Below are 23,951 nucleotides of genomic sequence, written 5' to 3' on the forward strand. Positions count from 1 at the left end.
TTCCAAAAATCTGTCCACGCGCCTGTGGAAACGCTGCTCTCCCTTGACTTCTGTGTGCTGGCGCGGTGTATCGGCCCGACGCTTATTACGCCCCCAAGGGATATCTGACATGCATGCCTATCGTTCGCACAGCTGTGCCGACCTGAACAAATCCAACGTTGGTGAAACCGTTCGCCTTTCGGGCTGGGTGCACCGCGTGCGCGATCACGGCGGGCTACTCTTCATCGACTTGCGCGACCACTATGGCGTCACGCAAGTCATGGCGGACCCCGACAGTCCCGTTTTTGCACAGATCGAAAAGGTCCGCTCGGAATGGTGCATTCGCATCGACGGCGAGGTAAAAGCCCGCGACGAGAGCCTGATCAACGCAAAGATTTCGACCGGCGAGATCGAGGTCTTTATTCGTGACATCGAAGTTCTGGGTGCCGCTGACGAACTGCCGCTGATGGTGTTCGGCGAACAGGAATACCCCGAAGAAACCCGCTTGCGCTATCGCTACCTCGACCTGCGCCGTGAGAAGATGCAGGCGAGCATGACTCTGCGCTCGGACGTTGTCGCCTCGATGCGCCGCCGGATGTGGGACAAGAACTTCCGCGAATTCCAGACTCCGATCATCACCGCATCTTCGCCCGAAGGCGCGCGCGACTTCCTCGTGCCCTCTCGTCTGCATCCGGGCAAGTTCTATGCCCTGCCGCAGGCCCCGCAGCAGTTCAAACAGCTGATCATGGTCTCGGGCTTTGACAAGTATTTCCAGATCGCGCCGTGTTTCCGTGACGAAGACCCTCGTGCCGACCGTTCGCCTACCGATTTCTACCAGCTCGACCTGGAAATGAGCTTTGTCACTCAGCAGGACGTGTTCGACACCATCTCGCCGGTGTTGGCGGGCGTGTTCGAAGAGTTTGGCGGCGGCAAGAAAGTTGACGCCCCGCAGGACTGGCCACAGATCCCTTATGCCGAAGCGGCGATGAAATACGGCTCGGACAAGCCTGACCTGCGCAACCCAATCGAAATGCAGGATTGCTCGGAACACTTCCGTGGCTCTGGCTTTGCAATCTTTGCCAAGCTGCTCGAGCAGGACGGCACCCAGATCCGCGCCATCCCGGCACCCACTGGCGGCAGCCGCAAATTCTGTGATCGGATGAACAAGTTTGCCCAGGGCGAAGGCTTGCCGGGCATGGGATATATCTTCTGGCGCGATCAGGGTGAGGGGATGGAAGCGGCTGGCCCGCTGGCCAAGAATATTGGACCTGAGCGCACTGAAGCGATCCGCCAGCAGTTGGGTCTGGGCGTGGGCGACGCGGCCTTCTTCCTGGGCGGCAAACCCAAGGCGTTCGAAAAGGTTGCGGGCAAGGCGCGCGACGTGATCGGCGAAGAGTTGGGGCTGACCGACAAGGACCGCTTTGCCTTTGCCTGGATCGTGGACTTCCCGATCTACGAGCAGGACGAAGAAAGCGGTGCGATTGATTTTGAACACAACCCCTTCTCGATGCCCCAGGGTGGGATGGACGCGCTGAACGGCGACCCCCTTGCCGTAAAAGGATATCAGTACGATCTGGCTTGCAATGGGTACGAGCTGGTGTCGGGTGCGATCCGAAACCACAAGCCCGAGATCATGCTCAAAGCCTTTGAACTGGCTGGATACGGCGCGGATGAGGTCAAGAGCCGCTTTGGCGCGCTGTTCAATGCGTTCCACTACGGCGCCCCGCCACACGGTGGCTGTGCTGCTGGTATCGACCGGATCGTGATGCTGTTGGCGGACGAGGCCAACATTCGCGAAGTGATGATGTTCCCGATGAACCAGCGTGCCGAAGATCTGATGATGGACGCGCCATCCGACCCGACTTCGGACCAGTTGATGGAGTTGGGTTTGCGGGTCATTCCGCAAGAGCAGTAACTCCTGCGATACCGTAAGAATTTGAGCGGCCCATTGTCTGAGCGACGGGCCGCTTTTCATTTTTGCTTTGAAAACTGCCGTTTTGAGACGCTCTGTGAAACTAAGCCAAGCTGTGCAAGTGCCAGGAGTTCTTAGGTTTCATTCTCCTCGCGGTTTTGGCTTTCGGGCCAGCACAAGGTCCCTCTTTAGTGGCGCGCGCATTGTTGATCGATGGCGTCGGATTTCTCGGGCAGTAATGCGTGCCTGAGCAAATAGGACAATGCCCAGAGTACCCAACGCAACCAGGAAAGTACCTAACACGTCATATGGCCTTTCTGCGTTCCAGTCGCTCTTGAACCAAACCGGCGATACGCGCAGCATCTGTTGCAACCGGTGATCCTGTCGCTCGGGCGTTGGCCAAACATTTGGCGGCGTCTTCCAGGACTGTGTCCTGGGCGCTGCGGGCAACGCCTGACACGAACTGCGCTACGTAGTCGAGTGTTTTACCATCACATCTTTCTGTCAAAACGTCCGCAACATGAGCCATGTCGTCTTGATAGGCGAGTGGGTCCGGCGTGACGGTTTCATCTGACAGATACCTGGGACCAGTTGGATGTCGGTCCGCTGGCAATCGGGACAGTACAGCCGCCTGGAAAGTTGCCAGCGAAGTGACCGGTTTGGCAAGGAACCCGTCGGCCCCCGCCGCAATGGCAGTGTCCTCAGCAAACTCGTCCCCGGATGTGCCCAGAATGACGCCAACCCGCGGACTGGTGTTCGACAACTCTTCGATGAGGTCTGCACCTGATCCATCAGGAAGCCCAAGGTCGACAACGAGTACAGACGGACGATAAATCTGCAGGTGCCTGCGTGCAGACTTCAGGCAATCTGCGCGACGAATACGTGCACCACTGCGCAGACACAGCAAACGCATGGCTTCACAGGCATACCTGCTGTCTTCGACCACCAGAATGGTCAGGCCCAACAAAGGGCGCGTGGCGGTTGGAATGCGGTTTGGGGCGGCAAAGGGATCCGAATCGTCCATGGCAAACTCCTCTCGTCGAATTGCTGACAAGCTAGGCAACCCTGGCTAACAAGCAGTTAACAGGGGAGGGCGAAATGGCGCACTTGCTCTTGAGCCGTGCAGAACGCATAACCGCCGCCAACCAACAGGAGCGTAGGAGAGTTGCCATGATCGGCCGTCTGAACCATGTCGCCATTGCTGTGCCTGACCTTGAGGCGGCTTCGGCGCAATATCGCAACGCTCTGGGTGCCAAGGTTGGCGATCCGCAGGACGAACCCGATCACGGTGTGACAGTGGTGTTCATCGAATTGCCCAACACCAAAATCGAGTTGCTGTACCCCTTGGGTGATAACAGCCCAATCAACGGTTTTTTGGAAAAGAACCCTGCAGGTGGTATTCACCACGTTTGCTATGAGGTCGAGGATATCATTGCTGCGCGCGACCATCTTAAGGAGACGGGCGCCCGTGTGTTGGGGTCCGGAGAACCCAAAATCGGAGCACACGGCAAGCCGGTTTTGTTCTTGCACCCCAAAGATTTCAACGGTTGTCTGGTCGAACTCGAACAGATCTGAGACATCTAACCAGCCCTGCCCAATAAGGGCAGGACAAACGCAGGAGAGCGGTCATGTCCATCACTTCGGCACTGGTATTATATGCCGTCATCTGGTTCATGACGTTCCTTGTCGTCCTGCCAATCCGGGTGAAGACCCAAGGTGACTTGGGCGAGATTGTGCCTGGGACTCATGCAGGCGCTCCCGAAGAGCACCATCTTAAGAAAAAGGCCTGGATCACTACCGGAGTGGCTTTTGTCCTGTGGCTGATTATTGTCGGGATTATTCTGAGTGGCTGGATAACAATCAGTGATTTCGATTGGACGAAGAACCTGCCTTCTAATCAGTAACCATTGGGTGGGCCTTCTATTTTTGGCTACCTAGCCGGAACGCTTCTTTCTCCGGACATGCTTTTCCGGTTTAACTCTAGGTCCGGCCTTATGAAGGAAGACCAAAGTAACAATTATCAAAACCTGGAAAATCTATAAACACCGAGTGTTTCTGAAGCCTGTAAGACATAGGGTAAATGGGGATTGAAGGTTGAAACCGGCGAACAAGGTTCAGGTTTCCGCGTCCTGTTGTTCAAAGTTCCGAACCATCAATGACCACCCTAGTGACTTTGTCCGAAAAGCTGCGCCGGGGTTAGACCCGGCGCTTTTCCAGCTGGTGATAGATGTGGGTAAAGGTCGCGGCGCCAATGATTGGGATCAACAGGTTGATCAGGGGCACGGAAAGCGGAATGGCCATCAAGGTGCCCGCCATCCAGATCGTGAGGCCATGTTTCGAGCGTAGCTTTCGCGCGCCTTCTCGTCCAAGTCGACGCATGGCCGCCAAGGTAAAATACTCTCGACCCAGAAGGAAACCGTTCAGTGCCCAGAAGATGAACGGGGCAAGCGGCGCAAAGATCACATAGAGAATGAGCGCCACCAGATTGGCTGCAATCAATACCCCCAAAAAGGTAACCGAGTCCCTCAAGCCTTCTACAAAAGGTATCCCAGGCACAGGCGGTAAATGCGGGTAGTGCCGGTCTTCGACGGCCTGCGCCACTTCGTCAAGAAACATGGACGTAAAGGCCGAGGCTACGGGCACCATCAGAAACACCGAGAGCACCATCATCAAAAGGACCGATGACACGCCTGCAGCATCACCCACCCAGGTTACTTCGCCAATCCAGGGTAGGGTTACGGAAGGCCCCACCAGATATTGCACCAACCAAACAAAGCCCAACGTGGCGCCAACCAGCAGAGCGAGAGTTAAACCGACCCCAAGGAATAGGACCTTGCGAAAACGTGTGTCACCCAACTGCCCCAATGCGGCAAAAAACGAATTCAATATGATCATTCCGACACCCAGCTTGTGATGGTGCTCAGATCTGGGCGGGGGCGTTCGGGTGGGGCGGTCCCTTCGGTCGCGATATGGACAAAGCCTGCGACGCGTTCGTTTTCAGCAAGACCAAGGGCCTGCTCGCAAAAGGCTCGATCATGGCTGATCCAGCCCGATAGCCAATTTGCGCCCCAGCCTGCTGCCAAGGCGGCGTTGAGCAAGGCAAGGCAAACGGCTCCGGCGGAATAGGTCTGTTCGATGGCCGGGATTTTTTCAGACGGTTTCTGCACCTCAATCACGGCAACAGCCAGCTGACTCAGATCAAACTGATTGCGTCCCTTCAGGATTTCCTCGGGTGTTTTGCCCAAGGCATGACCGCGTTCCTCGGTCAGCCTCGCCATTCTTGGCATAGCGCCCTTTTCCAGAACGATGAACCGCCAGGGCTCAAGCTTGCCATGATCGGGCTGCGCGCGGCGGCAGTTAGCAATGGACGTAATTCTTGTGCCGTCGGTGCAGGTGCCACCAGCGTCTTGGCGGGCCGCGATCGGCGGGACAACAAAAATTCGAGCGCGGCGGGGCTCTCAAGAGTCATATGTGAAACCTATTTACATTTGGTTGACTTGTATTTCGGTTAGCAGGAACCAAGTTTCAAGAGTAAATACCGCGTTAGGGCAGGGCGAACCGGGTTGTTTTCAACCTTTGATGCCAGATACGTATGAATGCAACTGAGTTGCGAGGCCATTCATGTTAAAACATCTACCCCTTCTTGTTGGCGCTTTGGTGGCATTGTCTGCCTGTCAACCAACCGTTTCAGGGTCTGTGAGTGTCGGGGCGACTAACCCGGTATTTTCGTCAGGCTCACCACCGCCGCCCGGTCGAACAGATGCCGAACGGCAAGCGCGGCGAGACTACTATCGTGGACCGCGTGGGGACGAGTTCTGATCAATGGGGCTAAATGGCCCTCGGGTTTAACTCACGAGCCATGTCCCCAATCAATTCCAGCAGAAAACATTCAAACCGGGTAGAGGGTTGGCGGGCGTCCAGCACTTCGGCGAGGGGGTCGGGCGCGTGAACGTTGCTGCCTGACAAGGCCTCAAGTGCTGCATGAGCGCAAAAAGGAACGTGGACTTCGGAATACCCGCCCTCGTGCACGAGGACCAACTTACCCGAGCACAAACGTTCAGCGGCAGCTTTGGTTTTGAGTGTCATCTGCCGGAACGTATCAGAGGTGGCCAGCATTCGGGCCAGCGGGTCTACACCCGAAGCGTCATAGCCACAGGCTACAATGATCATTTCGGGCTTAAACGCGTCGAGCGCTGGCAGCACAATCTGATCCATCACTGCCATATAAGCCGTGTGGCCCGCTCCCGCAGGCAGGGGCACGTTCAGATTATATCCCAGACCATCGCTCTCGCCGCGGTCCCCCAAGGCTCCGGTATCCATCGGATAATTGCCTTCCTGATGCATCGAGATGGTCAACACGTCAGGACGATCATAAAAAATACCTTCGGTCCCGTTACCGTGATGTACATCCCAGTCTACGACGGCGACCCGCCCAAGACCGTGATTGGCTTTGGCGGCCTCGACTGCGATGGCGATGTTGGCAAGTAGACAGAACCCGTTTGGAAAGTCTGGCAGGCAATGGTGCCCGGGAGGGCGAGAGAGCGAATATGCGTTGGGTAAGTCCCCGGTCCATACGGCCTCGACTGCGTTCAAACACAAACCCGCCGAAAGGGCCGCAATCTCATACCCACCTGACCCGAATGGTGTGCGACGCCCAAGCTCTCCTCCGGTGCCATCCGAGAGCTTCTTAAACTCATCAAGGTAATTGGCAGGGTGAACTCTGAGCAGATCCGTGCGAGAGGCAACGGATGCACCGCGCATATCGAGGTCGTGAGTAATCCCGGTGACGTTCATCAGGTTCATCAAGCGACGCTTGGTTTCTGGATTTTCCGGAAACCCACCTGCGGCCAGTGGTTGAACCAATCCGCCCACCGGCAAAGTGAACGCATAGTTCCCACCACTGTGCCAGAAACATCTTTCGTCCCAGTAGAAGCCGGTTTTCATGTCTTTTGCTTCCCTTTGCTAACAGCTTCAAAGTTCAGCCCAGCCTAACCATCAGACCGCGGTCAATCACCAGATCAAACTTACGCCTTTGAAGGTCATTTTCGCCAGATCACGCAAGGGCGATGCTGATCAAACAATGTTCTGCCGTACATCTGAAACTCTGCCATTACCCCTCGTCCGGCGTCAGGCGAAGTTGATATACCCCTTCGGGTAAATCCAATGCTGCTGCCAGATCGCGGAGCTGTTCAGGAGACAGTGTGACCTTCTGCACGCTGTCAGTGCGCGGGTCGAATTGCTCCAGCGTAACGCATTCGGCAAAGCTGTTGATTGTTATATCTTCCTGGAGTGGTGTTTCGCCTTCGTCCACAAGAGTGATAACGGTAGCGTCGAATTCGTGCTCGATCGTAAACATGCGACCACAGTGCCCATACGATCGAAGCAATGCAACCCGAAGACCAGCGTTTTCGGGGTGGTACCGCTGGGGCAATCGCTCTACCTTTGAGATGTTCGTGATGGAGAGAGGCATTTTGCATGCGTCGAATGCTTTTGATGCTAGCCCTGTTGGTGTCAGCATGTACCCAACCATCCACGATCTATCTGACTGAAGGCGCTGAGCAACCTGAAAAGTTCGACCCCGCGACAGCACCGGAAACTGCAATGTTTCGCGAAGTGCGAAGCAAGGTCGTGCCAGCAGCTGAGCAGATGTGTCGTCGCCATGCGCGCGGCGTCCGGTGTGCTTTTGTCATGGTTGTCGATCTGGACCCCAAGGAACCTTCGAATGCTTTTATGTTCGAAGCCGAGGATGGTACGCCGGTTCTCAGGTTCAACATTGGCATTCTCCAAGAAGTCCGCAACGCTGATGAGTTGGCATTTGTCATGAGCCACGAAGCCTCTCATCATATCTTGGGTCACACTTCGAAGACCGAAGAGGTGGCGGCCTTGGGCGCTGAATACTTTGGCACGCTCGAGGCCGAGCGAGGTGGATCGGAGAATGCGATCGAGGAGGCCCAGGAGTTAGGTGAGTTTGTCGGTTCGCGGATATTTTCCAAGTCATTCGAGCTAGAGGCAGATGCAATGGGGTCGGTCATAACGGCCAACGCCGGGTACAATCCCCTACGCGGGGCCGAGTTTTTTGCACGTCTGCCTGACCCGGGGAACAGGTTCCTTGGGACGCATCCACCCAACACTGAGCGTCAAGACGTCGTACAGGCGGTTTCAGAGGAATTGGGGTTCATTCAATGAGCAAATTGAACCGATTGGGTGTGGTTCTTACTGATCGCGGTTCAAAATATGCGGTGACGGGAGCATCGGTGACCAGCCGGGCTGAGGTTGACGCCGTGCTGGCCGAACTCAAACAAGACCGTTCCTATGCCAAGGCAACACATAACACTTGGGCTGCGATACTTCCCCAAGGTGCTCTGAAGGCCGACGACGGTGAAGGCGGAGCGGGAATTGTGATCCTGCGGATGATGGAACGGGCGGGGCTTTCTGATCACTTGATCGTCGTCACACGTTGGTATGGCGGAAAAAAATTGGGAGGGGACCGGTTTCGCCGGGTACAGGATGCGGTGCGCGCTTACTTTGATGACCAGAAAATCCCTCATTGATCTGAATCAATGCGGTGTTCGGAAGGGGCGCTACCTTATCCAAGGTGACACGCGCGATCAGAGGATGAAACCGATGCACAACCCTGAACAACTTAGACGCCACGCAGACTTGGTCGATCGAATGGCTACAACCCGTGGCATTGATCTAGAAGAACAGGCGCTGCGCGGCCATGTATCGATCGACGAGATCAGCGACGCGGTTCTCAGCTGTACCAATTGCACCAATCCCGAACATTGTTCGCAATGGCTGGACGCCAACGATAGCGCGTCAGCTACGCCGGAATATTGTCGTAACGCAGAACTGTTTGCAGCGTTGGCACCAAAATAGAGCAAACTCATGACCACACGTGACAGCCTTGGCCCTATCAATCGCCATTTCTGGCTGACACGTTCGGTGGCACGATGCATCGGGGTGTCACTGACTGATGCGATGGCAATGGGGCACCTTTCCGAACCGGACTATGCACGAATGGTAACCAACTGCCGACGGGCAAGTTGTGCAGATACGTGCCAGGCGTGGTTGGCAGAACAGACCACTATCGCGGATGAGGCCCCCATGCATTGTGCTAATGCAAAGATGCTAAACAACCTCCGTCAAGATCAGGAACAGTAGCGGGGCACTCCCGCCCGTCGTCGATGTTTCCGTGGAAACATCTCCTCCCGTTGGGCCGGGCGCCGCGCTGTACGCGGCGCTGAGCCGAAGGTCGCGAATGATCTGGATACAGCCGGGATGTCTCGAGTGTGGAAGCGTCTTGGAAACCTGTCAGCACGTTACCCCGTTGCGGCGGTCAAAGCTTGGAGTGGCTGCCGTCGCATAAAGGGAACTTTCCACTGGCTTTGCAGCCGCAAAAGAAGACTTTTTTATCAGCAGTTGCCGTGTATTTGACAGGAGTCAGGCTGGTGTCCTTGTGGGACCCATCGCAGAAGGGTTGTTTTTGGGACTTCCCGCAGGCGCACCAGAAATAGGTCTTTCCCTCGGTTACCTCTACCGGATATGGGGCTTTTTGAGCGATAATGGGCACATCGGACATTTGGCTCTCCTTGGATGGCTGATGTCATAAATCCACCATAGCGCGCAGCGCTCTGATTGATAGTCTAGGGGCAAGATGCCGTCCTATGTGCGGTACTGACGTCTGATCGAGCGGAGGACCCATGCGAAATTTCTTTGAGCGGTTGAAGGACCGGACGATCTGGAGTTGGGCTAAGCCTGGCGGTGACCTGGCGAGAGGAATATTCGTTCCGGGTTTGGGTCTGGGCCAACCTGATCTCGGGCGGGCTGGCGCTGTGGCTGCCGCTGAGTTCCGGCGAGCGCGCTCTGATCCTGGTGCTTGGCATTTTGGTGTTGGTGGCCGAACTGTTCAACACCGCCATCGAGCGCGCGGTGGACCACACATCAACCGAACATCACGAACTGGCCGGGCAAGCCAAGGACGCGGCCAGTGCGGGGGTTGCGTTGACGGCGGTGGCTGCTGGCGTGGCTTGGGTGGTGGTTCTGGTGGGGCTGGTTTGAGAGCACTACCCGCTTCTAGCATGCTTTTGCAAAGCAAAAGCCGCGCCCGACTTTCCCCCGGGAGGGCGCTTACGCACCCACCTAGTGTTGGCGCTGACTTATTTTTCTCTTCTGGGTTGCAAAAGGAGGATTCTGTTTCATACTTCGAGCATAGTATAAAAGGAGTTTGGTGATGGATCGTCCTGAATATTTGAAAAGTGGAGAGCCAGCGAGATTGTTTCCTGTTCTCTCAAACACTTCAAAGGAAGGACGTACTACGTCAATTGTTCTGGCTTGCATATCGAAAGTAGAGGAATTCGGGAATGATCTGCTTGCCACCTTAGGGCAACGGGTTGGGAAACGGTCAAAAATCGACACCTACACCGAAGTTGTGTTCAAGGGACAGAAGAGTGAGGGGAAAGATCGACCAGATGGATTGATTGTTGTCAAAACCGGTACACGTGAATGGCGCGCAATGATAGAGACCAAAGTTGGTAACAACCCTCTGACAACAGAACAAATCGAACGATATCGAAATCTCGCCAAAGAAAACGAGATTGACTGTGTCATCACGATCTCAAACCAGTTCGCAACCCTACCTGACAACCATCCTTTGGAAGACGTTAGAAAAAGCCGTTCCAAGATTCCGGTTTTTCATTGGTCTTGGATGTTTATCCTGACAACCGCAGACCTTTTGATCAGCAACGAAGGAGTGGCAGATGAAGACCAGAGGGTTCTTCTGAATGAACTTAGACGGTTTCTGACACACGAAAGTGCAGGTATCCGAGGGTTTGATCGGATGCCTCCGGAATGGGGAGAACTCAACAAACTGATTTCCGCAGGTGGAAAAGTCGCGACTAAGTCGCCTGAAGCAGCGGTAGTTTTGGAGGCTTGGCATCAAGAAACCAAGGATTTGTCTTTAATCTTGAGCCGTCAAACCGAAACCACTGTAAGGGAGAGATTGTCGCGCAAACACGCGAAAGACCCGGCAGATCGACAAAAAGATGAACTAATGCTTCTACGTGAAGCGCAACAGCTCAAAGTGAGTTTCGAAATTCCAAATGCAGCCGCGCCTTTGGATATCGTTGCCGACTTGAACCGCAGAACAGTCGAAGTTGGAATGCTTTTGAGAGCACCGGAGGATAAAAAATCCTCAAAAGCGCGTCTAAATTGGCTCTTGAGGCAAATTAAATCCGAAAGCAATGAGCACCTATTTATTCGCTTAACTTGGCCAGGCAGGAGCGAAGACACCCAGTTTTCTTACGCTGAACTAGTAGAAGACCCTGATCTCTGTGAAAAAGACAAAATTGGAATGCAAGTTGTCAGCTTCCACATATTTGTAGCACGGCGTCTTGGTGCGAGATTCACCCAACAGGCGAATTTCATTACCGAATTGGAAGAATTGGTTCCAGATTTCTACCGGGAATTTGGGCAGAATCTAGTGTCTTGGCGAAAACCTGCTCCAAGAATGAAGGCACCTCAACAGGATGTGGATATCCAAGCAATTGAGGACGAGGCTGATCTGGAAGCGCGCCAAGGGAAATTTTAAGCCGTCCCTACAAACGCAATTCCCACTAGGTTAACGCTGGGGTAATAATTTACCCCAAAGATCATACTCCCCTGCCTCATCAACTTCAACGGTCACGATCTCGCCAACGCTCAACCCTTCTGTCCCTTCGTCAATGAACAGGTTCCCATCGATCTCTGGCGCGTCGGCCTTGGTGCGGCAGGTGGCGACGCCGTCTTCGTCGATGTCGTCCACGATCACGTCCATGACCTGACCGACCTTGGCCTCTAGCTTGGCCTCAGAAATCGCCTGCGCCTTCTCCATGAAGCGGTCCCAGCGGTCCTGTTTGACCTCGGCCGGGACATGACCCGGCAGGTCGTTCGACCGCGCGCCGTCGACGTTTTCGTATTGGAAGCATCCAACGCGGTCCAATTGCGCCTCGTCCATCCAATCCAGCAAATACTGGAATTCGGCCTCGGTCTCGCCCGGATAGCCCACGATAAAAGTCGAGCGCAGGGTGATGTCGGGGCAGACCGCGCGCCAGGCGGCGATCTCGTCCAACGTTTTGGCAGACGCGGCCGGTCGGGCCATGCGTTTCAAAACATCCGGGTGGGCGTGCTGGAACGGGATGTCCAGATAGGGCAGCACAGCATTGTCCGGGTCCGCCATCAGCGGAATCAACTCGCGCACGGACGGGTAGGGATAGACATAATGCAGTCGCACCCAGAGGTCTTTGGCGTTGCCCAGTTTGCCCAGTTCACGCGTTAGATCGGTGATGTGGCTGCGCACGTCGCCGTCTTTCCACGGGTTGGTGTCGTACTTGCGGTCTAGGCCATAGGCCGATGTGTCCTGCGAAATCACCAGCAGCTCGCGCACGCCGGCATCCACCAGTTTCTCAGCCTCGCGCAGTACCGCATGGGCCGGGCGGCTGGCGAGCTTGCCGCGCATGTCGGGAATGATGCAGAACTTGCACTTGTGATTACAGCCCTCGGAAATCTTGAGGTAACTGTAGTGGCGCGGCGTCAGCTTGACCCCGCTGGCGGGCAGCAGGTCGACGAACGGATCAGGAGAGGGCGGCACCGCGTCATGCACCGCATCCAGCACCTGTTCGTATTGATGCGGGCCGGTGACGGCCAGGATGCGGGGGTGATGTTCGCGGATGTAATCTGGTTCGGCCCCAAGACAGCCGGTCACGATGACCTTGCCGTTCTCGGTCAGCGCTTCGCCGATTGCATCGAGGCTCTCGGCCTTGGCCGAATCCAGGAACCCGCAGGTGTTCACAATTACAGCGTCTGCGCCTGAATAGTCGGGGGAGACGCCATAGCCTTCGGCCCGCAGCCGGGTCAGGATGCGTTCGCTGTCCACCAGCGCCTTGGGGCATCCCAGGGACACCATTCCAATCGTTGGCTGGCCTGCACGGGGCTGCTCGGTCATTCGGGCGGCAGGGGCAAGGTCGGGGCGGAGATTTGGCGGGTTCGTGCTCATGCTCGCGCGTATAGTGGGGTTTGAAGGCCCTTGCAAATGTTGTGCCCAATGGAGCGCGCTGGCATAGAATGAGGTAAAAGACGGTTAAGGAGCAGTGTCATGGGGTGGTTGGTTCGGATCGGTGTGATCCTGATTGTCGTCGTGGGGCTGATTGTGGGCGTTCTGCTGATGTTGCCGGGTGATAAGATCGCCTCGCTCGCCGCAGACCAGATCAAGGCGCACACCGGGCGTGACGTGGACTTCGGCACGGACGTCAAGGTCACTCTCTGGCCCGTTCTGGGGGTCGAGACCGGGGCAGTGACCGTTGGCAATGCGGATTGGGCCAGCGATGCGCCGATGCTGACGGCTGATGCCTTGTCGATCGGCGTTGCCGCAGCGCCTTTGATGTCTGGTGAGGTTCAGATCAAGCGGGTTATTGTCCAAAACCCTGTACTGCGTCTGGAAGAGTCTGCAGGGCGTCAAAACTGGAACTTCTCGACTTCGTCGGGCACGGCGACTGAATCGGGGAGCGGGACGTTGGCGGCGTCGACAGGAAACGCCTTTGGTGTCACGCTGGAGAAGTTGGAACTGCGCAACGCTCGGCTTGTACATATCAAAGAGGGCCAGCGTGACCTGGATTTTGACGGTGTCACACTCAAGGCGCGTTGGCCGAACCCAACTGCTCCGCTGCAGGTCGACGCGAGCTTGGCTTTGGGTGAGGATACCATTGATGTGGCGATGACCCTTCCTGATTTTCCGGGGTTTGCGGCGGGCCGTGTGTCAGACTTGATCTTCTCGATGACAGCACCTGAGACAACGGTCAGCTATACCGGAAAGGTCAGCAGCAAGGGCGAGATCGCGGGGCAGGCCATACTGTCGTCCAAAGATACGGCCCGTATGCTGGCTGCTTTTGGGCAGCAGGGTGTCAGCTTGCCCAAGGGGTTGGGGCAAGTGGCTGAGGTTTCGGCGCAGATCACTTACACGCAGGACGGCAAGCTTGCGTTGCGCGGGTTGCAAGCCACGCTGGATCAGAACTCTTTTGCAGGGAACGCCGATATTTTCGTAGCTGATCCGCCACGGATCATTGCGCGGCTTTCAACCGGTACCCTCGATCTGACTAGCCTGACATCAGGCGAAGGGGGCAGCGCGGCCAATGACGGCGCAGCAACGGCGAGTGGTTGGTCCAATGATCCAATCGATGCGTCGGCGCTGACGCTGGCCAACGGCAGCATCCGGTTGACGGCGGATGCGATCGAGACTTCCGCGCTCACGCTCGGCGCAAGTGATCTGACCTTGGAATTGGATCGCGCGCGGGCCGTTCTGAAGTTATCACCCGTATCGGTGTTTGGTGGCATGGTGACTGGTCAGCTTGTAGCCAACAATCGCAATGGCCTTTCCGTGGGTGGCAAACTGCGGATGAATGGGATCGAGGCGCGCGATGCTATGGTCACGCTGGCTGACATCGACCAACTGTCAGGCAAGCTTGATGGCAGTTTTGAATTTCTGGGCGTGGGCGAAACCGAAGATACCATCATGCACTCTCTATCCGGCCATGGGAGCATACAAATGGGACAAGGGGTGATCTCGGGCATCGATCTGGATGGGCTGATGGGGACAGGAAGCGGTTCGGGTGGGACGACCGTGTTCAACAGCTTGACGGCGAGCTTCACGATGCAGAATGGCAATCTGGATAACCGCGATCTGCTGCTGCAACTCGACAATTACCGCGCCGACGGGGCGGGCCGGGTTGGTCTGGGCAAAAGGGATATCGACTATCTGTTCACGCCCGTGGCTTTGCGGGCAAATGCAGGTAAGGGGCTTTCGATCCCGGTGCGCGTCGTGGGGCCTTGGGCAGATCCGGCCATCAAACCGGATCTGAGCCAGGTGATCGAGGCTGCAGCCGGGGTTGAGATCGACAAGATCGAGCAAGAAGCCAAGGACCGGGCGCTCGAGAAACTTGGGCAGGAGCTGGATGTCACCGTGACCGAAGATCATGACATCGAAGAGCTGATCAAGGACCGGCTCGAGGATGAGGCCAAGAAAGGCGTGCTGAAGCTCTTTGGGCTCGATTGATGCAGAACGGGCAGGGGGCGGCTCGTACCCTTGTCGGCTGCATGCAGGCCGCCGCGCGGAACGCGCGGCCCGGCCCAACCCCGAAATGGGCTCTCGTCAGAGAGGTCTTTGAGGGGGCGGGAGCGCCCCTTCTTTCGCTTAGATGGTCTGGTCATAGTCGCCTACACCGGGTTCGGTGCGGATCACCGCGTCGATGTCTGCAAAGATCGCGCGCATTTCCGCTTCGCTTTCGCTGCTTTCACACACCACCACCAGATTGGGCGTATTGGACGAGGCGCGCACCAGCCCCCAGCTGCCATTGTCCAGGATCACGCGAGCACCGTTGACGGTGACAACCTCTTTGATCGTTCGGCCTGCCAGAGTTTCACCGGCGTCATGTTTGGCCACCAGCTTGTCCACCAGCCGCGCCAGGATGTCGTATTTCTCGGTGTCAGCCGCATAGGGAGACATGGTGGGTGTCGACCAGGTCTTGGGCAAGGCCTTGCGCAGGTCCGACATGCTTTTGTCAGGGTTGCGATCCATCAGCTTGCAGATCTCGACGGCCACGCGCATGCCGCAGTCGTAGCCGCGCCCGACCGGCTCGGCCAAAAAGTAGTGACCGGATTTCTCGAACCCTGCCAGAGCGCCAATTTCCTTGACCCGTCGTTTCATGTGGCTGTGGCCGGTTTTCCAGTAATCCGCTGTCACGCCGTTTGCCTGCAATTCAGGATCGCTGGCGAACAGGCCGGTGGATTTCACATCCGCCACAAATGTCGCGTTAGGATAAAGCTTGGACAGATCGCGGGCCATAATCACGCCGACCTTGTCGGCAAAGATCTCTTCTCCCTCGTCATCCACCACACCGCAACGGTCACCGTCGCCATCAAACCCAAGCGCCATATCCGCACCAGATGCTTTGACCGATGCCGACATGTCGTGCAGCATCTCCATTGCTTCGGGGTTGGGGTTGTAGTTGGGGAAGGTGTAGTCGAGTTCGGTGTGGCTGTGCACAACTTCGACCCCGATGCGCTCGAAAACCTCGGGCCCAAACGCCGCTGCAGTGCCATTGCCGGTGGCGCAAACAACCTTGAGCGGGCGGGACATTTTGAAATCCCCAACCAGGTCGTCGATATAAGCTTCTTTCACACCATCGACGAATTCGTATGATCCGCCTGCGCGGGGTACGCCTTCGCCGCTAAGAACGATATCACGCAGCTCGGCCATCTCGTCCGGGCCATGGGTCAGCGGACGATCAAAGCCCATCTTAACCCCAGTCCAGCCGTTTGGATTATGGCTGGCGGTGACCATGGCGACAGCAGGGACATCAAGATGGAATTGCGCAAAATACGCCATCGGAGAGACCGCAGGCCCGATGTCTTTGACCTGAATCCCAGCCTGCATTAGCCCTAGAATCAGCGCATTTTTGATGCTCAGAGAATAGTCGCGATAGTCGTTGCCGACAGCGATCACCGGCTCGATCCCGCGCTTGTGCATCTGTGTGCCCAAGCCCAGGCCAAGGGCCGTCATGCCGGGCAGGTTGATCTCTTCGGGGAACTTCCAGCGGGCGTCGTACTCACGAAAGCCCGTGGGTTTGATCATTGCATCGCGCAAGAACTTCCAGGTGTTTGGTGTCACCTCGGGAAGGGGTTTGGTCATGTTAATTTTCTCTGTATGGATCAGATCTTAATGGGGTTTGCCTTAGCAAGGCCGTCGAAGTCCATCAACGACTTAATAAGCGCAGGCATCTGGTTCAGGAAGATCATGTTCGGCCCGTCGCAGGGGGCATTGTCAGGATCCTGATGAGTTTCCATGAAAACCCCAGCGACGCCGATTGCCACCGCGAACCGAGCCATGATTGGAGCAAACTCGCGCTGCCCACCGGATGACCCACCCAGGCCGCCAGGTTGGGCTACGGTGTGTGTGGCGTCCATGATGACCGGATAGCCGGTGCGCGCCATTTCCGGCAGAGACTGCGGATCAACCACTAGCCGGTTGTAGCCAAAGCTTACACCGCGTTCGGTGAGCATGATTTTCTCGTTGCCGGTGCTTTCGATCTTGGCCGCGACGTTGACCATGTCCCAAGGGGCCAAGAACTGACCCTTTTTGACATTCACCGTCGCACCGGTCGAACCTGCCGCCTTGAGCAGGGCGGTTTGGCGGCACAGGAATGCCGGGATTTGTAGGATGTTGCAAACCTCGGCCACCGGCGCGCATTGTTCTTTTTCGTGAACATCTGTGGTCACGGGCACGCCGATGCTGTCTTTGACCGATTGCAGAACCGCTAATCCCTTGTCCATTCCCAAGGCCGGGGCTGCATTGACGGACGTGCGATTTGCTTTGTCAAACGACCCTTTGAACACATACTGCGCCCCAACGGCGTCGCAGGCTTCTTTCATAGTGCCAGCAATCATCTGCGCATGGTCTGCGCTTTCCAGCTGGCAAGGGCCCGCAATGATGGTGAGCGGTAGGTCATTGCCGATCTTCAGATCGGCGACTGGGACATGTTTCATGAGATTACGATGATACCTGTTCACGAAGGATGGACGCTGTAAGCGAGATCATCAGGTAAATACCGGAAAATACCAGAAATGCCAAAATCGTATTTTCGAAGGCACGCGGATAGCTGGGTTCTTGGCTAGGCACCGGATAAACTGATGTGGTCAGGTAGCGCACTTGGCGATTGGCCTCCATCCGCGTGGTTTCCATTTGCTGCAAAGACGATTGCAGCATGGCGTCGCGTGTCACAAGGTCGGCTTGGGCCATCTGAATTCGAACGGCCAACTGCGCCAGCGAATTTTCGCCGTTCGAGAGCATCGGTCATCTGTGCATTCAGGTCATCCAGAACGGCCTGCAGGCGTTGGACGTCTCCGCGTGCACCATCGACTTTGGCGCGGTTGGGGCGAGCGTTGTCCAGCAATGCGGCCAGTTCCAACTCTTTCTCTTGCAACTGAATCTCGACCGTATTGATACGACTGCGGAGGCTGGTGATCACTCCTTCGGGATCAAGCAGAGCGCCCTTGATTTGTAATTCTACCAGACTTTCTTGAGCCTCGCGGCGTTTGCCCTCGGCAATCTCAAGACTTTCTTCCGCGTCTTTCATCTGATCTGAGCGCTTTTTTACAGACAGGTCGTTGACGCGCGACTCGGCGTAAGAGATCAGCTTCTCCGAGTATTCAGCCGCCACCACCGGATCGGGTGCAATAACCTCCATCCGGATAACGCCTTCTGTCGGATCATATCCGATTTTCACGTTGCGGGAATAAACTTTGTAGGCGGTTTCATTCGTCGCGTCAGGGGCCAGGCGTTGAATAGGATCAATCCATTCTTCAGCGAACTGCGATTTGAAGCCGACGTCCCGATCCAGCCGAAGCATGACTTCTTTGGACTCGAGATATTCTTGAACCGCAATCGAGATCCTGACTTGTCGCGAATTGGGTCCCGGACAACAGCCCACCGATCCCGCTGGCATTGTCAGCTTGCAGGATCAGGAAAGCGGATTTCGAGGAATACATCGGTGTCGCAACGACATAGAAATACCAGCCCACGATGAGAGTTGGCAGGAACACAAATGCGGTCAACCTCGTCATCAAAAGCATGAGCTTTCTGCGTCGACGGCGCGCGATATCCTGCTGTATTTGTCCGATTTCCTGATTGCGACGTTCAGCAGGGCTTAACTCGGTCGAGGGCAGGGTCTGCTTTTGGGGCGCTATCGTCTGAGGCAGTTGAATTTTGGCCGCTTCTTCCGCGTCTTGATTGTCCGGAACTGCGTTGTTTTCGGATTTAGGAACAACAAGCTCCAGCATGTTTGATCGCTTGAGTGGGTCGATCCCCTTTTGCCGCAAAAGTCGAATTGCGTCATAGTCAGACGTCGCAGGAAGATTGTGCTTTTGGGCCACTCTGCGGGCCATGCGAAGCTGACGTCCGGTTAGACCCTCACGCTTGATCGCTTCGATATCTGTTTCGGCGCCGGTTTCACGCGAGGAGGAAACCTGTCCCTCCATGGAAGGTGCAGCTCCGCTGGTCTGCGAGGCTTGCTGTTGGACGGCCTCATCTGATCTTGCGGTTGGCTGAGCGCGTGTGGTCGTTGCCGAAGCAGGCCCCGGCGTTGCAGCCTCCGGCTCATTAGTCGGAGTGTTCGGGTTTCGACGGATTCTAAACTTTTTAGCCTTGGGTTTCGTAGTCATAGAGCTGCTTTGCCTCTTCCAAGGTGTCAAACATGTGCAGATGCCCGTCCAGTAACACCGCGGACTGGCGAGCAAATTTCTGGAGAGTTTCGGCTTGATGCGAAACAATGATAATCGTGGTGGTTCTCAAACGCTCCTCAAGGATGGATCCAGCGCGTTTGTTAAATTCCACATCAGTCGAGCCCGGCATCCCCTCGTCGATCAGATACATGTCAAAATCAAGTGCCAGCATCAAGGCAAACGAAAACCGTGCCCGCATGCCTGATGAGTAGGTTCCAAGAGGCTGATCGAAATACTCGCCTAGTCCACAAAGCCACCGGCAATACGCCTCGACGTAATCGGGGTCCATTCCGTAAAGTTTTGCAATGTAACGAGAGTTTTCCATTGCGGACACACGTCCAACAACCCCACCCATGAAACCAAGAGGGAACGAGATATTGCAATGACGGCGGATTTCCCCTTCGTCAGGTTTTTCCAGCCCGGCGATCATGTTGACTAGCGTTGTCTTGCCAGTGCCATTCGGAGCGAGAACCCCAAGCGATTTACCCAGCTCCACCCGAAAAGAAACCCGATCCAGGATCACCTTGCGATGACTGCCGGTCCAGAACGACTTGCTGACGCTATCGAATTCTAACATCGGTTTACTGCTGCTGCCTTTTTTCGGCTCATTGGTCGGTTATCGCTGGCAAACCCTCTTCGCGGGGTGCGTTTGCCGGTCTACAAAGCGATTTTGGCCACATTATGTCGAAATGTGAAACAAATATTCATCGTGCGTCGCGGTCTCGTGATGGATCGATGTCAAATAAGATAGAGTTCGCCGAACTTCATCACAGAGCTAACAAACATATTGTTTACATCGAGTGAACAATTGATCGTGTGCAGCGCACCGGGCTCTGGACCGGAACCACAGCGATTCTATTGTGAATTTTGAGTGTAAACAATGACAAGCCGGAAGAAGGATTAGTTTTTTGGCATCCCTGTCTCCTCTCAAGGCCGAAATCCGAAGCTGTACCTTGTGCAAGGATCGATTTTCACAAACAGCCTCGGCCCATGAACCGCGCCCCGTCGTCTGGTTCAGGGAGGACGCTCGCATTCTCATTGCCGGGCAGGCGCCGGGTGCGCGGGTTCACAACTCTGGGAGGCCCTTTACGGATCCTTCGGGCGATCGGCTGCGCGACTGGTTGGGAATGGATGAGCAGACCTTCTATGACAAGAATCGAGTTGCAATCGTACCCATGGCCTTTTGTTTTCCAGGGTATGACGCGAAGAAATCCGACCTTCCGCCACCTGCGATCTGTGGCAAAACCTGGCATTCCAAGGTCATGCAGGGGTTGGACAGAATTCGGATGACGGTTTTGGTCGGTGGTTACGCGCACAAGTTTCACATGTCTGCAAAGGGATCGGTAACGGAAACAGTCGCGGGATGGCGAAATCACGCACCTGACGTCTTTACCTTGCCTCATCCTTCCTGGCGCAATACGGCGTGGGTGAAAAAGAACCCATGGTTCGAAACCGAGTTACTGCCGGTTCTGCGAGCCCGTGTACAAAAGGTGCTGAATGACTGAAACAACGCCCATCGATGTCGCTCATGCCAAGATGCAGGCCAGTCCGGGGGATGACACTGCGCGACTTGGTTTCTTTGAGAGGCTGGGAGATAGCGAGCTCTACGTGTTGTTGACCGAAGAGGCTGATGGCAACAACATTTCACCCGAGGTGTTCGAGGTGGAAGACGGGCGGTTTGTGCTGGCGTTTGATCGCGAAGAGCGACTAGCCCAATTCGTCGGACAACCCGCGCCATATGCGGCGCTTTCTGGGCGTGTTCTGACGGCAATGCTGGCAGGGCAGGGGCTCGGACTAGGTCTGAATCTGGAAGTGGCGCCATCCTCGGTTCTGATCCCGTCCGATGCGCTGTCGTGGTTACAAGAAACGTTAGAGAACAGCCCGGAAGAAGTGCAATCCCATATCGAAAGCGTGACAGTGCCGCGAGGATTACCCGAGGCATTTGTGTCGTCTTTGGATACGAAATTGACAACTGCGCAAGGATTGGCACGTGCGGCATACTTGGTTGGTGTCAGTTATCAAGGCGGAGGAAAAGGGCACCTGCTGGCCTTTGTCGATGCCATTCCAGAGGCCCAAGGGGCTCTGGCCAAAGCGGTTTCGGAAGCATTGACCTTCTCTGGTGTGGATGCTGCTGCTCTGGATGTTGGATTTTTTTCGCAATCAGACCCTGTGGTGTCCAAGCTGACTGTAACAGGTCTCAAGTTTGATATCCCCGAACGCGTAGTGTCAGAATACCAACAAGTAGCGCCAGGCAGCGATCCAGACAAACCGCCGAGATTGAAGTGAGGGGCGCGAGGACCGGAGGGGCATGGTCGCAACGCGGTCATGCCCCTCCGGTCCTCGCGCGTCCGCTCTATTCTTCGGCCGGTTCGAGCTTGTCCTGCGTCTTGGTTTCGAAGTCTCCGGCGTCGTGGCGCTCGCGCAGCTGTGTGTGCAGTTCGCCAAAAGCCCGGTTCACCATTCGGCCCCGGCTTACGGCGGGACGGGCATCGATGTCTTTGGCCCATCGTAGAACATTCTCGTAGCTGGTCACGTCCAGGAACTCGGCGGCATCATAAAGACGCCCCAGAACCAGTTGACCATACCAGGCCCAGATCGCCATGTCGGCAATGGTGTATTCGGGCCCTGCGATGAACGCCGTTTCGGCCAATTGCCGATCCAGCACATCCAACTGGCGTTTGGTTTCCATCGCAAAGCGGTCGATTGGATACTGCCATTTCTCGGGTGCATAAGCATAGAAATGACCAAAGCCGCCGCCCAAGTAAGGTGCGCTGCCCATCTGCCAGAACAGCCAGTTCATCACCTCGGTCCGCGCTGCGCCCTCCTTGGGTAGGAAGGCGTCGAACTTTTCGGCCAGATGCACCAGAATCGAACCAGATTCGAAAACGCGCACGGGTGTTTCGCCCGAATGATCCATCATCGCGGGGATCTTGGAATTTGGGTTGGCCCCGACAAAGCCCGATCCGAACTGCTCACCTTCGCCAATGTTGATCAGCCAGGCGTCATATTCAGCGCCCTCGTGTCCAAGGGCCAGCAGCTCTTCGAGCATCACCGTAACCTTGACCCCGTTGGGTGTCGCCAGCGAGTAAAGCTGCAGCGGGTGTTTACCGACTGGCAGATCCTTGTCGTGAGTAGCGCCTGCAATAGGGCGATTAATGTTGGCAAAGCGTCCGCCGCTTTCGGCGTCCCAAGTCCAGACTTTGGGTGGGGTGTAGGTCGTGTCATCGCTCATGTCGCGTTTCATCCGTATCTGATTGGGGTCTCTTGCCCCGGTTCCGAGCTAGTCCGAGGGTGATCAAAGTCCAACCGCGCGGCAGGGGCAAGGGGAACATTGAAACAAAACGGGGCGTCTTGTTCACGAAATCTCGTGCGCTCTCACAGCCGCGTTAACCCCCTTCGCAGATTGAAATTTTCACATATTGTTTGGGAACGGCCGGTACAGATGCCGGGCGCCACGAGATTTGAACCCAGACAGGACCCCGCCATGAAACGTTTTGCCCTGGCTTTTGCCGCCGCCTCGATGTTCGCTCTGCCTGCACTTGCAGGCCCCCAATACGTTGATGAAACCGGCTTTGCCGTTTCAGGCTACGATGTAGTCGCCTACCGCAGTCTGGATCAGGTAGCGGTCGGACAGTCACAGCCCGAAGGCATCAAGGGCCGTACCGATATCACCGCTGATTACAACGGCTCGACCTTTGCCTTCTCGACCGAGGCCAACCGGGACGCGTTTGTGGCCAACCCCGCGTTCTATGCGCCGCAATACGACGGCCACTGCGCCTATGGTGTCTCCAAGGGTGGCAAGGTGCACGGCAACCCGAACCTGTGGCGGATCGTTGATGACAAGCTGTATCTGAACATCACTGATGTCGTCGTAGGGTTCTGGGAAGAAGACATTCCCGGCAACCTGAACTTGGCACAAGGCAACTGGCCGGGGATCGAAGGCAAGGATGCGTCGACCAGCACGATCCCGAAGTTTACGTCCCAGTGCGCCGATCAAGAACTGATTGTCTGAACCAACACCACTCAAAGCGCCCGGGTCCATACGGGCGCTTTGTTGTTTGAGGTCCACGAAAAAGGCCCGCGTCGGATGCGCGGGCCTATGTTCGATTTGGTGCTCGGTTTCGATGCCGTTGATTAGCGGCGGCGATCCCGGCGCGCGCTCATGGGTTGGAAGGCCACCCCAACATGCGCCTCGCAATAGGGTTTGCCTTGTTGCACGGGCAGGCCACAGAACCAGAAGTCTTCGGTGGCTGGGTCGCCCACCGGCCACTTACAGGTGCGTTCGGTCAGTTCCATCAGGCTCAATTTTTTGGCCTTCTTTTCAACTTCATTGACCTTGGCTAATGCCTCGGGGCTGATTTCATTCGCCGATGGCTGCGGTGGCAACGGCTGGCCAGCAGGGATGATCTGCTTGCGGGCCGGGATCGGTTTAGCCTCGGCTGCGGGGGCAGGCTCAGCGGTCAGCTTGCGCGCAGGTTCGGTCTTGGGCGCAGGTTTAGCGCGCGGTTCGGCCTTGGCGGCGGGTGCGGCCTTTTCCTTAGGCTCGGCCTTGGTCGAGGCGTTGCTGGTTGCGCGGTTCGACAGGCCCAGGCGATGCACCTTGCCGATGACGGCGTTGCGTGTCACGCCGCCCAGTTCCTTGGCGATCTGGCTGGCCGATTGGCCCTCGCCCCACATTTTCTTGAGCAGTTCAACGCGCTCGTCGGTCCAGGACATGGCATGCCTTTCAAAGCGGGAAAGCGGCCCCCATCGC

The 23,951-nt window shown here is 56.2% G+C and carries 24 protein-coding genes and 2 pseudogenes; 13 read left to right on the top strand and 13 right to left on the bottom strand.

The window, feature by feature from the left end; all coding sequences use genetic code 11:
• The first annotated feature begins 109 nt into the window (after window positions 1-109).
• Window positions 110-1,894, top strand: coding sequence for an aspartate--tRNA ligase (gene aspS, locus ACZ1HE_RS07325; RefSeq protein ID WP_472620183.1), 1,785 nt, complete (start codon window positions 110-112; stop codon window positions 1,892-1,894).
• 301 nt (window positions 1,895-2,195) lie between these two features.
• Here aspS and ACZ1HE_RS07330 read toward each other — a convergent pair whose 3' ends face one another.
• A complete protein-coding gene (locus ACZ1HE_RS07330) occupies window positions 2,196-2,915 on the bottom strand; it encodes a response regulator (protein WP_472620184.1) in 720 nt (239 codons plus the stop codon).
• Between the two features lie 146 nt (window positions 2,916-3,061).
• Between ACZ1HE_RS07330 and mce the strand changes: the two genes are divergently transcribed.
• Both mce and ACZ1HE_RS07340 read left to right on the top strand, forming a co-directional pair.
• Window positions 3,062-3,466 carry a methylmalonyl-CoA epimerase gene (mce, locus tag ACZ1HE_RS07335; RefSeq protein ID WP_472624391.1) on the top strand — a complete coding sequence of 135 codons (405 nt, stop codon included), beginning with the start codon at window positions 3,062-3,064 and terminating at the stop codon, window positions 3,464-3,466.
• Between the two features lie 53 nt (window positions 3,467-3,519).
• Window positions 3,520-3,795 carry a DUF1467 family protein gene (locus ACZ1HE_RS07340; RefSeq protein ID WP_472620185.1) on the top strand — a complete coding sequence of 92 codons (276 nt, stop codon included), beginning with the start codon at window positions 3,520-3,522 and terminating at the stop codon, window positions 3,793-3,795.
• 292 nt (window positions 3,796-4,087) lie between these two features.
• Here the strand turns inward: ACZ1HE_RS07340 and ACZ1HE_RS07345 are convergent, their stop codons facing one another.
• From ACZ1HE_RS07345 to ACZ1HE_RS07360, 4 genes and pseudogenes are all read right to left on the bottom strand, one after another.
• The gene (locus tag ACZ1HE_RS07345; protein ID WP_472620186.1) at window positions 4,088-4,786 is read right to left on the bottom strand and encodes an EI24 domain-containing protein; all 699 of its coding nucleotides are present in this window, start codon (window positions 4,784-4,786) and stop codon (window positions 4,088-4,090) included.
• Window positions 4,783-5,360, bottom strand: a pseudogene (locus tag ACZ1HE_RS07350) (nitroreductase family protein). The gene ACZ1HE_RS07345 and the pseudogene ACZ1HE_RS07350 overlap by 4 nt, the downstream one beginning before the upstream one ends.
• A gap of 359 nt (window positions 5,361-5,719) precedes the next feature.
• Window positions 5,720-6,835: a class II histone deacetylase gene (locus tag ACZ1HE_RS07355; protein ID WP_472620187.1), complete on the bottom strand. Its 1,116-nt coding sequence runs from the start codon at window positions 6,833-6,835 to the stop codon at window positions 5,720-5,722.
• 166 nt (window positions 6,836-7,001) lie between these two features.
• Complete coding sequence (locus ACZ1HE_RS07360) at window positions 7,002-7,247, bottom strand: hypothetical protein (protein WP_472620188.1); 246 nt, start codon at window positions 7,245-7,247, stop codon at window positions 7,002-7,004.
• Window positions 7,248-7,366: 119 nt separating this feature from the next.
• On the opposite strand from ACZ1HE_RS07360, the gene ACZ1HE_RS07365 reads away from it, so the two are divergent.
• From ACZ1HE_RS07365 to ACZ1HE_RS07380, 4 genes are all read left to right on the top strand, one after another.
• Entirely contained in the window at window positions 7,367-8,077 is a 711-nt protein-coding gene (locus tag ACZ1HE_RS07365) for a M48 family metalloprotease (RefSeq protein WP_472620189.1), read from the top strand.
• Window positions 8,074-8,442, top strand: a complete 369-nt coding sequence (locus tag ACZ1HE_RS07370; RefSeq protein WP_472620190.1) for a YigZ family protein — start codon at window positions 8,074-8,076, stop codon at window positions 8,440-8,442. The genes ACZ1HE_RS07365 and ACZ1HE_RS07370 overlap by 4 nt, the downstream gene beginning before the upstream one ends.
• Before the next feature lie 73 nt (window positions 8,443-8,515).
• The gene (locus ACZ1HE_RS07375; RefSeq protein ID WP_472620191.1) at window positions 8,516-8,770 is read left to right on the top strand and encodes a DUF6455 family protein; all 255 of its coding nucleotides are present in this window, start codon (window positions 8,516-8,518) and stop codon (window positions 8,768-8,770) included.
• A gap of 9 nt (window positions 8,771-8,779) precedes the next feature.
• Window positions 8,780-9,055: a DUF6455 family protein gene (locus ACZ1HE_RS07380; RefSeq protein ID WP_472620192.1), complete on the top strand. Its 276-nt coding sequence runs from the start codon at window positions 8,780-8,782 to the stop codon at window positions 9,053-9,055.
• Window positions 9,056-9,230: 175 nt separating this feature from the next.
• Here ACZ1HE_RS07380 and ACZ1HE_RS07385 read toward each other — a convergent pair whose 3' ends face one another.
• Complete coding sequence (locus ACZ1HE_RS07385; protein WP_472620193.1) at window positions 9,231-9,473, bottom strand: CDGSH iron-sulfur domain-containing protein; 243 nt, start codon at window positions 9,471-9,473, stop codon at window positions 9,231-9,233.
• Window positions 9,474-9,655: 182 nt separating this feature from the next.
• Between ACZ1HE_RS07385 and ACZ1HE_RS07390 the strand changes: the two genes are divergently transcribed.
• Together ACZ1HE_RS07390 and ACZ1HE_RS07395 are read left to right on the top strand one after the other, a co-directional pair.
• Entirely contained in the window at window positions 9,656-9,952 is a 297-nt protein-coding gene (locus tag ACZ1HE_RS07390; RefSeq protein ID WP_472620194.1) for a diacylglycerol kinase, read from the top strand.
• A gap of 172 nt (window positions 9,953-10,124) precedes the next feature.
• Complete coding sequence (locus ACZ1HE_RS07395) at window positions 10,125-11,480, top strand: hypothetical protein (protein WP_472620195.1); 1,356 nt, start codon at window positions 10,125-10,127, stop codon at window positions 11,478-11,480.
• Between the two features lie 30 nt (window positions 11,481-11,510).
• Here the strand turns inward: ACZ1HE_RS07395 and rimO are convergent, their stop codons facing one another.
• Entirely contained in the window at window positions 11,511-12,923 is a 1,413-nt protein-coding gene (gene rimO / locus ACZ1HE_RS07400) for a 30S ribosomal protein S12 methylthiotransferase RimO (RefSeq protein ID WP_472620196.1), read from the bottom strand.
• A gap of 99 nt (window positions 12,924-13,022) precedes the next feature.
• Between rimO and ACZ1HE_RS07405 the strand changes: the two genes are divergently transcribed.
• Complete coding sequence (locus tag ACZ1HE_RS07405; RefSeq protein WP_472620197.1) at window positions 13,023-14,975, top strand: AsmA family protein; 1,953 nt, start codon at window positions 13,023-13,025, stop codon at window positions 14,973-14,975.
• 138 nt (window positions 14,976-15,113) lie between these two features.
• Here ACZ1HE_RS07405 and ACZ1HE_RS07410 read toward each other — a convergent pair whose 3' ends face one another.
• The 4 genes and pseudogenes from ACZ1HE_RS07410 to ACZ1HE_RS07425 form a co-directional block, all read right to left on the bottom strand.
• Window positions 15,114-16,610 carry a phosphomannomutase/phosphoglucomutase gene (locus ACZ1HE_RS07410; RefSeq protein ID WP_472620198.1) on the bottom strand — a complete coding sequence of 499 codons (1,497 nt, stop codon included), beginning with the start codon at window positions 16,608-16,610 and terminating at the stop codon, window positions 15,114-15,116.
• Between the two features lie 20 nt (window positions 16,611-16,630).
• Complete coding sequence (gene kdsA / locus ACZ1HE_RS07415; protein WP_472620199.1) at window positions 16,631-17,464, bottom strand: 3-deoxy-8-phosphooctulonate synthase; 834 nt, start codon at window positions 17,462-17,464, stop codon at window positions 16,631-16,633.
• Between the two features lie 4 nt (window positions 17,465-17,468).
• A pseudogene (locus tag ACZ1HE_RS07420) lies at window positions 17,469-19,138 on the bottom strand (KpsE/RkpR family capsule polysaccharide export protein).
• Entirely contained in the window at window positions 19,116-19,775 is a 660-nt protein-coding gene (locus ACZ1HE_RS07425; protein WP_472620200.1) for an ABC transporter ATP-binding protein, read from the bottom strand. Before ACZ1HE_RS07425 ends, ACZ1HE_RS07420 begins: the two are co-directional and overlap by 23 nt.
• A 340-nt stretch (window positions 19,776-20,115) precedes the next feature.
• On the opposite strand from ACZ1HE_RS07425, the gene ACZ1HE_RS07430 reads away from it, so the two are divergent.
• Together ACZ1HE_RS07430 and ACZ1HE_RS07435 are read left to right on the top strand one after the other, a co-directional pair.
• Window positions 20,116-20,703 carry a uracil-DNA glycosylase family protein gene (locus ACZ1HE_RS07430; RefSeq protein WP_472624393.1) on the top strand — a complete coding sequence of 196 codons (588 nt, stop codon included), beginning with the start codon at window positions 20,116-20,118 and terminating at the stop codon, window positions 20,701-20,703.
• Entirely contained in the window at window positions 20,696-21,484 is a 789-nt protein-coding gene (locus tag ACZ1HE_RS07435; protein WP_472620201.1) for an SseB family protein, read from the top strand. Before ACZ1HE_RS07430 ends, ACZ1HE_RS07435 begins: the two co-directional genes overlap by 8 nt.
• A 67-nt stretch (window positions 21,485-21,551) precedes the next feature.
• On the opposite strand, the gene yghU is transcribed toward ACZ1HE_RS07435, so the two are convergent.
• Window positions 21,552-22,430, bottom strand: a complete 879-nt coding sequence (yghU, locus tag ACZ1HE_RS07440; RefSeq protein ID WP_472620202.1) for a glutathione-dependent disulfide-bond oxidoreductase — start codon at window positions 22,428-22,430, stop codon at window positions 21,552-21,554.
• Between the two features lie 252 nt (window positions 22,431-22,682).
• On the opposite strand from yghU, the gene ACZ1HE_RS07445 reads away from it, so the two are divergent.
• Window positions 22,683-23,210, top strand: coding sequence for a YHS domain-containing (seleno)protein (locus ACZ1HE_RS07445; RefSeq protein WP_472620203.1), 528 nt, complete (start codon window positions 22,683-22,685; stop codon window positions 23,208-23,210).
• 122 nt (window positions 23,211-23,332) lie between these two features.
• Here ACZ1HE_RS07445 and ACZ1HE_RS07450 read toward each other — a convergent pair whose 3' ends face one another.
• Window positions 23,333-23,914: a GcrA family cell cycle regulator gene (locus ACZ1HE_RS07450; RefSeq protein ID WP_472620204.1), complete on the bottom strand. Its 582-nt coding sequence runs from the start codon at window positions 23,912-23,914 to the stop codon at window positions 23,333-23,335.
• Window positions 23,915-23,951: the final 37 nt, after the last annotated feature.

It is taken from the genome of Falsiruegeria sp. JB4-1 (assembly GCF_055693495.1).